The organism is Alistipes sp. DJF_B185 (assembly GCF_964250025.1).
Classification (GTDB): Bacteria; Bacteroidota; Bacteroidia; order Bacteroidales; family Rikenellaceae; genus Alistipes; species Alistipes finegoldii.
On sequence record NZ_CAXUDY010000001.1, the window covers coordinates 281,197 to 293,684 of the forward strand.

The window sequence follows — 12,488 nt, forward strand, 5'->3', positions numbered from 1 at the left end:
ACTTTTCTGCTGGGAATATCCCTACACTTAATAAAAACAGAAGCGAATTATGAACATCACCAACGTAACGGTAACCAAGGTTGCCGAAGAGAGCACGGAGAATGCCGACTACCAGTTGGAATATTCCATCGTCAATGACGCGCTGACCCGCGTCCACGCCTCCATCCGCAAGAAGGATACGGATGGCTCGGGGAACGCTCCGCAGATAGGTATCATCTACATGGAACAAGGCGTTATTTCATGCAACATTCCTATGGGAGAGCCGCTTGCACCCCTGTTTCATGATTTCGATACCATGATCGACGAAATAAAAAAGAGTAACGTACAAAATGCATAAATAATATGGAACTGTCAGTCAAAGACCGCCTTTACCTGCCGTCCTTTTTGCCGGCACGGGGCAACTTCAAGGACTTCAACCTCAAAAAAGAGATTCTGCGCAAGATCGCCATTCCGGACGAGGAGCGCAAAGCCATCGGTCTTCACGAGAATGCCGAGGACAAGCGCATCGAATGGGATGTGGAGAAGGAGAAACCGCTTGCCGTGGAGTTCTCGGGGGACGAGATGGAGTATCTCCGGAAAGCCTGCGAACGCATCTCGGACGAGGAGCTTCCGGACGATATGTGGGCTACCGTGTCGCGCATCTACGATTTCATTCAGGAGAAGTAAACCATCCTTTCTTTCTGCCGCTACTCTTTTGAAAAGAGTGCCCGGTCGTACTCTGATGTATGGTCGGGCTTTTTGTTGAAGTATCGTTCATGGCAAGACAGGACATAACAATGGACGCCGAATACGGTGAGGTGGAGACTTCCGGCAATATCGCCGGCAAGAGTTTCTACGACTTCCGCCTGCTCGATGCCGTCGCGGGTGCGGACAACGACACCTTCCGCTACGGAGAGATTACCGTCCCCGTCGGCTTCGTGTACACGTATAACGACGGCAAAGGGTTCCATGTCAGGATTCCCTATACGCCCGACATGCGCCGCCTGACGGTCCGTCTGGTTATGGAAAGCGGTTCGGGCGGCACGGAGTACCTGAGAAATCCTGCGACGGGCAAACATTGGTTTCCCGTCGTGGCGGAGACGGAAGCCGGCACGGCCGATATCGCCCTGGCCGCATTTTTCTCCCTCAATGAGAAGGGAGTCTACAACCTGCTGTCACGGGACGGTTACCTTGCCGTGTACAGCGGCTCAGAGACCGACTTCGAAATAGGAGCCGCCAAAGCCCAGAACGAGACGTTTCTGCTGAAAGCTTCAGCCGGAAATCTCTACCAACATTCTACGACAGGTGTCGGCCTCGTCGACTACCTGCATTCGAGTCTGGAAAACAACGGTCTTGCCGCCAAACTGCAGTCGGAATTCCTGTCGGACAAGGTCGTCATCAAGAATGCCTATATGGATTCTGCCACGGGAGAGCTGCTTTTAGAAACCGAGGAAAAGGAGGAGAACGATGGGTAAGTACAGGGTCGTAGCCGGACAGAATATCTACGATGTGGCCCTGTACCTGTACGGCAGCATCGAGGGAGTCGTGGATTTGCTCATCAACAACCCCGATCTCTCCTTCGCCACGACATTGACTGCCGGCCGGGAACTTGTCTACACGGACGATTTCGTTATCCGCGCCGATGTAGTCGCCTATAACGGGTTGCACGGCATCGTCCCCGCTAACGGTGAACGGCATGTCTATCCCAAAACGTTCACCTTGCCGCTTGCTGTCGTCCTCACGCTCGCTGCCGGGATCATCACCGTGCAGTGTGCCGTTTCCGGTGCGGGACAGCTGGAAATCGACTGGGGCGACAACAGCGACACCGAGACCGTCCTCCTCGCGGACACGCCGCAGCTGCTCACCCATACCTTCGACAACAAAGTCAGGGACAGGCGTCGTATCCGTTGGTTTACCGATGCCTGCTTCCGGAGTATCGACTGGAGCGGGCTCAAACCGCGGTCGTTGGTACTGGTGCAGACACTGCCGGTGGAGGAGCTGACGCTCACGCACGCCACACTCTCCTTGGAGAGCCTGCGGCTGCTTTCCGGAACCTACAGCCTGAACCTGTCGAATTGCGCGTTGGCCGATCTTGCACCGCTTGCCGAATGCCGGGAACTGATGACACTCGACCTCTCCGCCGCCCGACTGAAACCGACAGTCATAGATCATTACCTGACAACCCTTGTGGAACATTACGGCGACCGACGGAATTGCACGGTCATTTTACCTACAGCCCCGACGGGAACCTATCGGGAGCCGGACCGGGATACCGAAACGGGGCGCTACCGTATCGCCTCGGGCATGGAAGCCGTATGGGTCATCCTGCACGAGGAGGCCTGGAATGAGGGTGGCGCGTGGAAATTCATTATCGACGATATAACCTATACAGTGGAATGAGCCGGACGATTAAGGAGATATACAATGAAGCCGTGCAGGAACGCAACCGGCGGCTGGAACTGACGGAGTTCGCCAGCGACTCGAAGCTGTCTGTCATGAACGGTATCCTATGGACCGTAGCCGCTGTCATCTACAGTTTCGAGACGCTGCTTGATGTCTTCGCGGTGGATATCTCGGAAGCCATCAACAACCGGATCAACGGCACGCCGGACTACTACGCCAATGCGCTGCTGCAATACCAGCAGGGCGACGAGCTGACCGTCCGCGAGGACGGACTGGCTTTCGGGTATGCCCAGGTCGATGAGACCAAACGCATCATTACGCAGGTCTCCTATGTGGAGAGCACGGACGACAGCAACCTCGACAGCAAGCTGGTACTGAAAATCGCTACCGGCACGAAAGGACATCTGGAAGCTATTCCCGCCGAGGAGCTGGTGCCCATCAATGCCTATATCGGCAAGCTGAAATTCGCCGGCACACGCATCGAGGTCATCTCGACCAAAGGCGACGTGCTGGTGCCGCGTCTTACGGTCTTCTACGATGGTGCCGTTCCCGAGGCGGAGATGTACGACAGCATCGAGACCCGTATCCGGGACTACATTATGGGCATCGACTTCGACGCTGCGGTCTATGTCTCCCGCCTGACGGATGCCATACGCCGTGCCGAACACGTTACAGACGTCTATATCGACGAGACGGCAATCCCCGAGCAGGGCGTGTTTATTGCTTGCCACGATACGGACGGGCAAATCCAGCCCCTGCAACGTGTCGGCCGCATGACATACACCGCCTCGGGCTACCTGAAAGAGTCCTCGCGCAAGGACGAGGAGTCGGAACTGCCGACCTTCCGGGAAGCCATCACGCTCAAAGTCGAAAACCATGAGATATAAGCTGCCCATAGACCGTTCGGTGAACCGGCTCGTGCCGCACTACCTGTCGGGACGGCGGTTCATCCTCTTCGTGCAGAGCTGCCTCTATCCCTTGCAAAGCCTGAACGAACGGTTCCGTACGTTTGCACGGGAACGGCATATCGAGGCGCGCATGACCTCACAGGTCATCTATTTCGAGTGGTTCCTGAACTACCGGTTCGGTAAATACATCAAGGACGGCAAGGACCGCATCTTCATCAAGGACAGCACGAGTGTCGGTGTGGACCTGTACCACGAAGGGGCGGAATACCAGCGTCCTTTCACCGTATGGTACAACGGGGAACAGGTTACAACGGACAATGAGGCGGAACGCCCCCGTCCGTTCTACCTGCTGGCGGAAGAGAAGCTGATCAACAAGGTCAGCTTCATGGTCTGCGTCCCGCCCGTCACCATACCTCCGCGGGAACTGGTCTATATGCTTTCCTATGTGGTGAACACCTATAAGACAGCAGGCAAGACCTACCTGATCAAGATCGACGAAGACGAATACACCCCCAATAAGAATACAGGACAATGAAAGAATATATTGCGGAAACCGGCGGACGGTATACCTACTCGGACGATATCCTGAACTTGCAGGAACTGGCTCTCAGCATGAGTGCCGTTTTTGACGGCTGCTCGGACTTCATCATCTCCGGATGCGAGATCGAGGGTCCCCGCGTCTCCCCGGGTTATGTCTGGCTCGGCGGAAAGGTACGCCGTTTCGACGGCTGCGCCGATGCTGTCTATCCCTATTATATATACGAAATCAACCGGCATGAATCGGTGGTCTACGCCAATGAGGTCAACAAGCGCGGGCGTACCTGTTATCTCTGTGCCGGAGCCAAGGCTGTCCCGGATACGGTCGATCCGGTTACTGACAAACTGCCGGCGGCCATCGAGGTGACGGAGAGCTATGCACCCCGGTTCATCGACAAGTTCTTCGGCCGCTATGCTGTCCTGCTCGATACACCTTTTGCCCGGCAGACCGTCAAGAAGGATCTGGTGCTGGCCGGAACGTTCACCGGGCAGAAAGAAATCAGCTCCAAGACCGCCGTCTCCGTCAGCGGCGGGAACGGCTACATGCTCAAAGGCATCGTCAAGGCGGACGGCCATGCCGCCATCGGTGCCTACCTGCACGGTCTGCTTGTCAACGAGATTGTCATCCGGACGGACGGCACGTTCAGTTTCATGAAACAAGGCAAGGAACTGGCCAGGGTTACGGAAGACGGCATATCCTGCGGTACTTCGCTGAATGAAAACGCCCGGATCGGGGCTGTCCGCATCAAGGGATACGACATCTATAACACCTCGGATGTGACGGATGAGGGTTGTATCCGTATCAATTACCACGGCACGGAGGGCGGCGGAACAAAATACCGTGACTTTGCCGTGCATGACGGAAAAGCCTGCACCACACCTGTTTTGAAAGTCATCGGGCGTACCGCCACCCTGCAGGTCGGCGGACTGCTCTCCCTGCAAAGCACCGGACGGGGTATCGATATTCAGAATACCGCCTATACGAAAGACAATGCCAGGCTGACAAACCTGATTACCTGGCGCGACAGTGCCGCCGCGCTGCTCGCCACCGTCGGCTTCGACACCGCTGACAGTTTCCGTTTTGCGCTGAGGAACGCTCTGGGCGACATCGTGCTTGCCCCTTTGGGAGCGGTGGATGTGCTCGGTACGCTTAAAATCAACGGAAAATCCGTGTCCGACACCTATGTGACCGTCAGGGCCTTTACGGAGGCGATGGGAAAGAAAGTGGATGTGGTAGAAGGCAAACAGCTCTCTACCGAAGACTTCACGACCGAATACAGGAAGAAACTGGCGGCTATCACTACCGGAGAACTGACGGAGGGCGGCGAAGGTTATGTCACATCGGGAACCGTCGCGGCGGCTTTGAAAATGAAACTCTCCGCCGACGGGAACCTTTCCGATGTCATGGACAAGGCTGCCGCCCGGAAGAATATCGATGTCTATTCCAAAGCGGAAGCCGGGGAGGTATTTCTGGAAATCTCCGAAGGATTGAAGGAGCTGGTGCGCCTGACGGCGGACGAGATCAGCGGGCTGACGGCAGAGGAAGCCGCCGAACTGAAAGCAAAGCGGCAGGCGGCCGTCAGGGATACCCTCGATGCCGAAAAGAAAGGTACCGGGGAGCTGAAACTGGCCAAGACCTCGAACCTGTCCGACCTTCCGGACAAGGGCAAGGCACGCAAGAACCTCGAAGTCTATTCCACGGCCGAGATAGACCGGATGATGGACGGCAAGCTCGGGACTGACTCCGCTTACGAGGGCATTGTCTTCACACCCGAACTCAGGGACAAACTGCTGGAAATCAAGACCGGTTCGTTCGCCTACATAGATGAAGGCGGCATTTCGCACGCGCAGGTCGAGGGATACGTGATGACCTCGCAGGTTGTCAGGGAACTCAAGAAAAAGGCGGAGCGGCTGATGGGCGGCTACAACGCTTCCGAAAAGGATACCATCGCCACCAACCTGAACCTGTATACCAAGGCCGGGGCGGACGCCCGCTTCGCCGCGCTTGAAAACCTGTTCCAGGATTACATCGACTTTTTGACCGGGCAAGGAAAATCCCCCATGGAAGCCCGGCAGCTCCTGCGGAACAAGTTGGACGTGCTGTCCAAAGACGAAATCGTCAAGGACTACCTGCGCAAGGACGGCAAACTTTCCGACCTGTCCTTGCCGACAGCGGAGGCGAAACGGCAGGCCTGCCGCGCTATCGGAGCCGCCTATGCGGAAGAATACCAGCCCCTGCTGGCGGATACGGGATGGATGCACATGGAGAACAGCGGCTCGGGAACAGATACCCAGGGGCTGTTTATCCGCCAGATCGGGAATATCGTGTCCATACAGGGGTATATCAATACCGCACGCAGGGACGGCAGCAACTGGGGCGGCATCGTTGCCGTCATCCCGAACAAGATACAGCCCCCGAGATACAGCGTGCGCTGCAGCGCCGCTGACTGGAACGATGACCACAAGTACAACCGGGGCTCCTCGTTCACCATCTACGGCGGTTCGCGCAGGATACAGCTTTACGAGCGCGGTATGTACAATGTCAATGTAGAACTCAACTTCACCTATTTTGTATAGTCATGAAACATAAACTCAATGTAAACGGCGATATTGAAAGCCGCCGGAGGATTGCGGAGCGCAGGAACGTTCCCGTCCGTGAAACCGTACAGCAAACCATTCAACCGCAACATCATGAAACAGAAGAAAATCAGGCGGCAGCCGCAGAAGAAACCGTCTCCCCGGCAGCAGAAGCCCCGAAAGCGAGAAGACGGAAGACCGCAGGGGACGCTTAAGCGCTTTCCTTTCGACGAGACACGGATAGGCTTCATGCTCCGGTATGAGATGCCGGTAGTCTATCATCTGCTCCGCAGGTTATGCGCCACGCAGCAGCCCTTCGAGCCGGACTGGCAGGTCATACGGTCGGTGGCGGAGGCATCGAAAGACCCTTCCTGCGGCAAGGCGAAGTTCCGCCGCTACCTGGACGAGTACCGCCGGGACGGGGTCTATTGCCGGCGCGGGAAACGGCTCACGCCGGAGCGCAAAGCCTACTATGAAGGCATATGCCGCCGCAAGAGAGAAGAGTATATCCGCCGGAACCGCAGGAGGCTGCTTGCCGAAGCGCGGAACGCGCCGGGCGGCGACAGACTGCTCGGAGAGATTAAAAGCATTCTTAAAATGAAACGGTAATGCGCTGAAGGACAATGCCGGTGAGAAACATTCATGTACATGTATGGCTGTTCCGGGTAATTTGCCTAATTTTGTATTCCACGGTCGCTGCAAGACCTTTCCATATTGTCAAATGAGTATCCTCTTTCGGGATACGGTCAGCGAGACATCCTCTCCCAATTTTATCAGTTGAACGCGGACGGTGCAACCGAACCCGTCCGTCCTGTTACCAGTTTCTTTGCGATGCGGGTATACCGTGTCGCATTCTTCGGGCATTTTTAAATCCATAAAACAAAGCGTTTATGCAAGAAGAAGAAAAGAACAACGGCATGGAAGGCATGTCTGTCGAGGAAATGTTCCTCGGCGTTCAGGAATCTTATCAGGAGGCACAGTTGCGTGCCCAGGAGGAGAACAGGGCGTTCGCCCGTACGGAGTTCTTCCGCATGGACAAGTTCGGGACTTACCGTCTCCGTATCCTGCCCATCGCTCCCAATCCGGACGGCTCGCCGACACGTCCGGGCTATGAGTATCCCGTCCACCAGCTGCTTCTGGAGCTGGAGAAACCCGCTACGGGGAACAAGCCCCAAAAGATGTATGTCACTGTCACCCGCGCTACCGATGCCGGATATAGCGTTGATCCCATCGAGACTTACCGCCGCATGGCCGTCGAAGCCGCAAAAGAGGACGGGGACGACAAACTGGCGGAAAAGATTGCCGGGGGCTCGTTCGGAGGCGGTCTGAAATACAGTTACGGCCACTGTCTCTATGTATTCGACCTGGGTGAACGAGCCAAAGGCGTGCAGATGATGACCCTTTCCCATGCCCAGTTCAAGGATCTGGATGAGAGGAAGTTCAAGCTGTGGAGCAAGAAACTGGCCAAGAATCCGTCTTACCCGTGCCCGATTTCCTCGGTGTATGACGCCTATCCGGTGGAGATTGAAAAGCGCAAGAACGGAGCCAAGACCGAGTATGTCATTTCCATTGACAACGAATCGGAACCGGTACCGTTGACCAAGGAGGAGCTGACCGCCCTGATGGGTGCGCCGCGTATCCCGGAAATCATCTACCGCTACACCCGTTATCATCTGGGAGCCACCGTCGAGTTCCTCAAACAGTGCGACGGTATCTACGGCATGTCGCTCATGGAGACGGATGAAATGAAGACGGTCATCGACACGCTGGACGGTGAACTGCCCAAGGAGGATATATCCGCGTTCTCGTTCGACCGCCGTACGAAAGATAACAGAGAAAACGGGCGTGAAGGCGGAGGCATCTCGCTGGACGACCTTTTCGAACGTTATGACGAGCTTCAGCGGCAGGAACTCGGTGAGAAGACCGAGGAAGGCCAGGAGCTGCGTGCGATGATCCGCGGCTACATCGAGCAGGAAGGGCTCTCCGTGCGTGTCACACGCTCCACGAGCAACCGGGAACTACTCGACCTGATCGAAAGCGAGATGGAGGGTCCGAAGCCCAGTGACGAACCGGAGGATGTCCCCGGGGAGGAAGAAGAGCAGCCGGAGGAAACGGAAGAGCGTGCCGGGCGTCCCCGCCACCGCAGATAAGCCTTTCACAAGTTCTTGAATTCTAATCCGACGGGAGGCATCCGGGCCTCCCGTCCTAATCACAATCACTTAGTATGAAAGAGAACAAACCCTGCCTTTTGTTATTGAATGACATCCACATCTCGAAAGACAACATCCCTGCATTCCAGGCCAACTGGCAGGAGGCCATGGGAATTTGCAGGGAACGGGATATCCGGGAAGTGGTTGTCGGAGGAGACCTGTTCTTTTCCCGTGCCGCCCAGACACTCGATGTCCTGCTGGCCGTCAGGGATATGCTTGTATCCGCCGCGGACCATGACATTCATGTCACGCTGGCGGAAGGGAACCACGACAAGGTGAACCAGGAATCCCTGCGCGGATATTGTCATGTCTTCGACCGGCATCCGAATGTGACTGTCGTGGATGAGTACCTGACCCTGTGCCGCCCGGAATGGAAGTTCGCGCTCCATGTAATGAGCTATTTTCCGGAAGACGGCTCTTTTGCCGAAAGGCTCGGACGATTGGCTGCGGAAGCGCTTTCCGGAGAACCGGAGCACTTCCTCTACATCCATGAGGGTATCAACGGGGCATTGGCACAGCCTTCGGAAAAGGAACTGCCTGCCAGGATATTCTCTCCTTTCGACAAGGTCTTTGTCGGCCATTACCACAACCGTACCGTCATTCCGGGGACGGGAATCGAATATATCGGTTCCTCGCGCCAGCATAACTTCGGGGAGGACGAGGAGAAAGGATACACGGTGCTGTATACGGACGGCACGTACGAGTTTGTCAAGAACCGCGTGAACATGCGGTACCGTGTCATGGATATGCCGGCGGAACGTGCCGGGTTGCACCTGATGGACGAGCTGCGTGAAATGGAGGCCGATGGTCGCTACAAGGTCAAGGTGCGTGTCCATGCACCTGCCGCCGCGATGAAATCGGTGGACAAAGCCGCCTTGCTGGAAGCCGGAGCGGCGAAGGTAGAACTGGTTGCCGATGACGAGCAGCTGCCGGAGGCGGTATCCTCTTCGCTCTTCGAGAAATTCGACAGCCGCCGCATCCGGGAAACCTACGAGGACTTCTGCCGGGAGAAACAGATCGAGGATGTGTCGATGGGATTGGAGTATTTATCTAGAATAGAAAACAGATCATGTGGAAATTAAAGACGATAGAAGCCGAAAATCTCTGCGCCTTCCGTTCGCTGTCCTACATGCTGCGGCAAGGCGTGACGACATTGATTTTCGGCGATAACCGGGACAATGAGTCCCAGCAGTCGAACGGGGCCGGCAAGTCTGCCCTGTTGGAATGCATTGCCGTGGGTATCACGGGCAGCCCGCTTAGAAAGATACGCTCGGAGGAGATTATCAACGATGCAGCGGAAGAATGCCGTATCGCTTTGCGTTTCATCAACGATTCCGCCGCCGAGGAACTGCTCGTCAACCGCCGTATCCCGCGCAAGGGGGCTTCCTCTGTCAGCTGTACGCTTTACCGTGGCGGCAAGCAGGTGGTAACCGATGAAGCGGCACAGCCTTCGGTGGATGCCTATAACCGGTATATTCTTGACAAACTGGGTATCACACGCGACGAGCTGCTCAACAATTTCATCCTTTCCAAATACCGGTATGAGGATTTCCTCTCGTCATCGGACAAGGAGAAGAAAGAGGTCATCAACCGCTTTTCCAACGGTATCCTGGTGGATGAAGCCATCGCCAAAGTGGAGGAAGACATCGTGCCGCTCTCTGAAAAGAAACGGCAGGTGGAACTGGAACTGGCCGGGTTGGACGGGCGTATCGGGATGTTACAGGAGCAGATACGCAAGGAGGAGGAAGCCGGAGCCGAGCGGGGGCGTACCCGTGTGGAACGTATCATGGGACTGGAAACGGCCATAGCGGCCAAGAGGGAGCAGATCCGTACCGGGCACGAGAACGTGGACAGGCTTGAGGAACAGCTTGCCGGAGTGCAGCGGGCGGACGAGGCTTTGCAGGAACTGGAAGCCGGAGATACCGCATTGGAAGCATGTCTGGAAAAGATAGCGGAAATGATGTCCCTCTTTCCCGATGCCCGGCAGACGGACTGGGACAAGGTCATTGCCGAAAAGAAAGGACGGTTACAGACCGCCACAGAGCGGCTGAAGGATTGCGATGCCGTCTTGAAGCAGGCGGAACAGGAACTGAAAAACAGGACTGACGGCTGGGAACAGTTCAAGAAGGAGTATGCCGCATTCTGTGAGGCATACAGGGATCAGTCCGATACGACTGCGGAGAGACTGCGGGAAATCGACATCCGTCTGCGCGACCTGTCCGGCAGCATCGAGGAACTGCGTCATAAACGGCGTATCGTTTCTGCCGGTATTGACGGCCTCTCGAACAAACTGGCCGGCTCCATCACCTGTCCTTTCTGCGGGCATGAGTTTCTGGTGGCAGAACCACAGTTCGACATCGAGGCCGGCATGAAGGAACTGAAGCTCCGTCAACGGCAGCTCACGGAAATCAACGGCCGTATCGATGAGAAGCAGGAGGAGACGGATGCCGTGGAGTTGCAGCAGAACCGGCTGAACCATGAGCGCCGGATATTGGAAGGCAGACGCACCGGATGGGAGGAGCAGCTGGCCGGGCACGAACGGGCCATCAGGAATGCCACCCGCCACGTGGAAGAGGTGGAAAGCGGGCATAAACGCATCGCTTCCGAAATTACCGCCCTGCAAAGTGAAATCGAAGGTGTCCGCCGCAAGGTATTCGACGAGGTGTTCGGATTCATAGACGAGCGCAATGCCGCACTGAACCGCGGCATACGGGTAGGCAAGGAAGATATACAGGCTGCGGCCTGCGCCATCGACACTTTGCAGGCCACGATCCGGGAGCTGGATGAGGCGGCTTCACCCGACCTCATACAATCGCTCAAGGACACTCTCCGTGAAACGCGCGGGAAGTCCAACGAGGCGGCAGGGCGCAAGACGGCCGTCGATGCCCGGGTCCGTGCCCTGGAGATACAGCGGGAACGGTTCGTGCAGTTCAAGACCTATCTGGCCAACACGAAAATCGAGGCGCTCAGCCGTATCACCAACGAGTTCCTGCAAGACATCGGCAGCGACATCCGTATCCGCTTCGACGGGTATACCGTCCTCAAGAGTGGTAAGGTAAGGGAGAAAATCTCCATCTCACTGCTGCGCGACGGCATGGACTGCGGCTCGTTCGGCAAGTTTTCGGCAGGCGAAGCCGCCCGTGTGAATTTGGCGACCATCCTTGCCATGCAGAAACTCGTGAACAGCAACTGCGACGGGGACAAGGGACTGGATCTGCTCGTGCTGGACGAGATACTCGAGGCGGTCGATGAAGCGGGGCTGGCCTCCATGTTCGAGGCGCTGAACTCGCTCGGCGGTACCGTGCTGGTAGTCTCGCACGGGAATGTGGCTGAAGGCTATCCGCATAAACTGGTAATCGTGAAAGAGAATGGCGAATCGAGACTCGGAGAATAGCGTACTGACCCGGGAGCAGGTACTGGCGCTGGACATCGCCACGCATACCGGATACTTCTCCCTGCATGAGGCCGGGACATGGAACTTCACCGAAAGCAAACGGCGCAACGGCAACAAGATGCACGGCGCTTTCAGGACTACGCTGCTCTCGCTGCTCCGTCGTTACGGCATCCGCCGCGTCGTGGCCGAGGATGTGAGCGTGAACCGCCATTTCTACGACATGCGGCGGCTCTCGGAACTCAGGGGTATCCTGCTCGAAGTGTGCGATGAACTGGATATCCCGGAACCGGAGTTCGTCAACCCGGCTGTCCTCAAGAAATGGGCGACGGGAGACGGACACGCCACCAAGACGCAGATGGTCGCGGCCTGCAAGGACAGATACGGTATTGTCCCGGTGGATGACAATGCGGCGGATGCCTGCCACCTCTTCTACTATTACATCCGCAGGCACAGGCTGTGACAAGCCGACAACGGTTTGGA

The 12,488-nt window shown here is 56.5% G+C and carries 13 protein-coding genes; all 13 read left to right on the forward strand.

Annotated elements, in window-relative coordinates; all coding sequences use genetic code 11:
• Nucleotides 1–49: 49 nt before the first annotated feature.
• The 13 genes from ACESTR_RS01410 to ACESTR_RS01470 all read left to right on the forward strand — a co-directional run bounded on the left by ACESTR_RS01410 (nucleotide 50) and on the right by ACESTR_RS01470 (nucleotide 12,468).
• Entirely contained in the window at nucleotides 50–337 is a 288-nt protein-coding gene (locus ACESTR_RS01410; protein WP_004293578.1) for a hypothetical protein, read from the forward strand.
• Nucleotides 338–342: 5 nt separating this feature from the next.
• Nucleotides 343–666 (forward strand): hypothetical protein, encoded by a 324-nt coding sequence (locus ACESTR_RS01415; RefSeq protein ID WP_004293577.1) that lies wholly within the window; start codon nucleotides 343–345, stop codon nucleotides 664–666.
• Nucleotides 667–776: 110 nt separating this feature from the next.
• A complete protein-coding gene (locus tag ACESTR_RS01420; RefSeq protein ID WP_004293576.1) occupies nucleotides 777–1,454 on the forward strand; it encodes a hypothetical protein in 678 nt (225 codons plus the stop codon).
• On the forward strand, nucleotides 1,447–2,379 hold the full coding sequence (locus ACESTR_RS01425) for a hypothetical protein (protein WP_004293575.1): 933 nt from the start codon (nucleotides 1,447–1,449) through the stop codon (nucleotides 2,377–2,379). The genes ACESTR_RS01420 and ACESTR_RS01425 overlap by 8 nt, the downstream gene beginning before the upstream one ends.
• Nucleotides 2,376–3,269, forward strand: a complete 894-nt coding sequence (locus tag ACESTR_RS01430; RefSeq protein ID WP_004293574.1) for a hypothetical protein — start codon at nucleotides 2,376–2,378, stop codon at nucleotides 3,267–3,269. The genes ACESTR_RS01425 and ACESTR_RS01430 overlap by 4 nt, the downstream gene beginning before the upstream one ends.
• Nucleotides 3,259–3,825, forward strand: a complete 567-nt coding sequence (locus ACESTR_RS01435; RefSeq protein ID WP_004293571.1) for a hypothetical protein — start codon at nucleotides 3,259–3,261, stop codon at nucleotides 3,823–3,825. Before ACESTR_RS01430 ends, ACESTR_RS01435 begins: the two co-directional genes overlap by 11 nt.
• The gene (locus ACESTR_RS01440) at nucleotides 3,822–6,404 is read left to right on the forward strand and encodes a hypothetical protein (protein ID WP_004293569.1); all 2,583 of its coding nucleotides are present in this window, start codon (nucleotides 3,822–3,824) and stop codon (nucleotides 6,402–6,404) included. Before ACESTR_RS01435 ends, ACESTR_RS01440 begins: the two co-directional genes overlap by 4 nt.
• Nucleotides 6,405–6,406: 2 nt before the next feature.
• The gene (locus ACESTR_RS01445) at nucleotides 6,407–6,619 is read left to right on the forward strand and encodes a hypothetical protein (protein WP_191835317.1); all 213 of its coding nucleotides are present in this window, start codon (nucleotides 6,407–6,409) and stop codon (nucleotides 6,617–6,619) included.
• 34 nt (nucleotides 6,620–6,653) lie between these two features.
• Complete coding sequence (locus ACESTR_RS01450; protein WP_224241394.1) at nucleotides 6,654–7,013, forward strand: hypothetical protein; 360 nt, start codon at nucleotides 6,654–6,656, stop codon at nucleotides 7,011–7,013.
• 281 nt (nucleotides 7,014–7,294) lie between these two features.
• Nucleotides 7,295–8,554 carry a hypothetical protein gene (locus tag ACESTR_RS01455; RefSeq protein ID WP_004293566.1) on the forward strand — a complete coding sequence of 420 codons (1,260 nt, stop codon included), beginning with the start codon at nucleotides 7,295–7,297 and terminating at the stop codon, nucleotides 8,552–8,554.
• Between the two features lie 74 nt (nucleotides 8,555–8,628).
• Nucleotides 8,629–9,696, forward strand: coding sequence for an exonuclease SbcCD subunit D (locus ACESTR_RS01460; protein ID WP_004293565.1), 1,068 nt, complete (start codon nucleotides 8,629–8,631; stop codon nucleotides 9,694–9,696).
• Nucleotides 9,684–12,008 (forward strand): SMC family ATPase, encoded by a 2,325-nt coding sequence (locus tag ACESTR_RS01465; protein WP_373178702.1) that lies wholly within the window; start codon nucleotides 9,684–9,686, stop codon nucleotides 12,006–12,008. Before ACESTR_RS01460 ends, ACESTR_RS01465 begins: the two co-directional genes overlap by 13 nt.
• Complete coding sequence (locus ACESTR_RS01470; RefSeq protein ID WP_004293563.1) at nucleotides 11,983–12,468, forward strand: crossover junction endodeoxyribonuclease RuvC; 486 nt, start codon at nucleotides 11,983–11,985, stop codon at nucleotides 12,466–12,468. The genes ACESTR_RS01465 and ACESTR_RS01470 overlap by 26 nt, the downstream gene beginning before the upstream one ends.
• Nucleotides 12,469–12,488: the final 20 nt, after the last annotated feature.

What these genes read in the sequence shown, in the direction of transcription:
- ACESTR_RS01410 (WP_004293578.1), top strand. Translation starts at nt 50, where the DNA reads ATGAACATCACCAACGTAACGGTAACCAAGGTTGCCGAAGAGAGCACG.
- ACESTR_RS01415 (WP_004293577.1), top strand. Translation starts at nt 343, where the DNA reads ATGGAACTGTCAGTCAAAGACCGCCTTTACCTGCCGTCCTTTTTGCCG.
- ACESTR_RS01420 (WP_004293576.1), top strand. Translation starts at nt 777, where the DNA reads ATGGACGCCGAATACGGTGAGGTGGAGACTTCCGGCAATATCGCCGGC.
- ACESTR_RS01425 (WP_004293575.1), top strand. Translation starts at nt 1,447, where the DNA reads ATGGGTAAGTACAGGGTCGTAGCCGGACAGAATATCTACGATGTGGCC.
- ACESTR_RS01430 (WP_004293574.1), top strand. Translation starts at nt 2,376, where the DNA reads ATGAGCCGGACGATTAAGGAGATATACAATGAAGCCGTGCAGGAACGC.
- ACESTR_RS01435 (WP_004293571.1), top strand. Translation starts at nt 3,259, where the DNA reads ATGAGATATAAGCTGCCCATAGACCGTTCGGTGAACCGGCTCGTGCCG.
- ACESTR_RS01440 (WP_004293569.1), top strand. Translation starts at nt 3,822, where the DNA reads ATGAAAGAATATATTGCGGAAACCGGCGGACGGTATACCTACTCGGAC.
- ACESTR_RS01445 (WP_191835317.1), top strand. Translation starts at nt 6,407, where the DNA reads ATGAAACATAAACTCAATGTAAACGGCGATATTGAAAGCCGCCGGAGG.
- ACESTR_RS01450 (WP_224241394.1), top strand. Translation starts at nt 6,654, where the DNA reads ATGCTCCGGTATGAGATGCCGGTAGTCTATCATCTGCTCCGCAGGTTA.
- ACESTR_RS01455 (WP_004293566.1), top strand. Translation starts at nt 7,295, where the DNA reads ATGCAAGAAGAAGAAAAGAACAACGGCATGGAAGGCATGTCTGTCGAG.
- ACESTR_RS01460 (WP_004293565.1), top strand. Translation starts at nt 8,629, where the DNA reads ATGAAAGAGAACAAACCCTGCCTTTTGTTATTGAATGACATCCACATC.
- ACESTR_RS01465 (WP_373178702.1), top strand. Translation starts at nt 9,684, where the DNA reads ATGTGGAAATTAAAGACGATAGAAGCCGAAAATCTCTGCGCCTTCCGT.
- ACESTR_RS01470 (WP_004293563.1), top strand. Translation starts at nt 11,983, where the DNA reads ATGGCGAATCGAGACTCGGAGAATAGCGTACTGACCCGGGAGCAGGTA.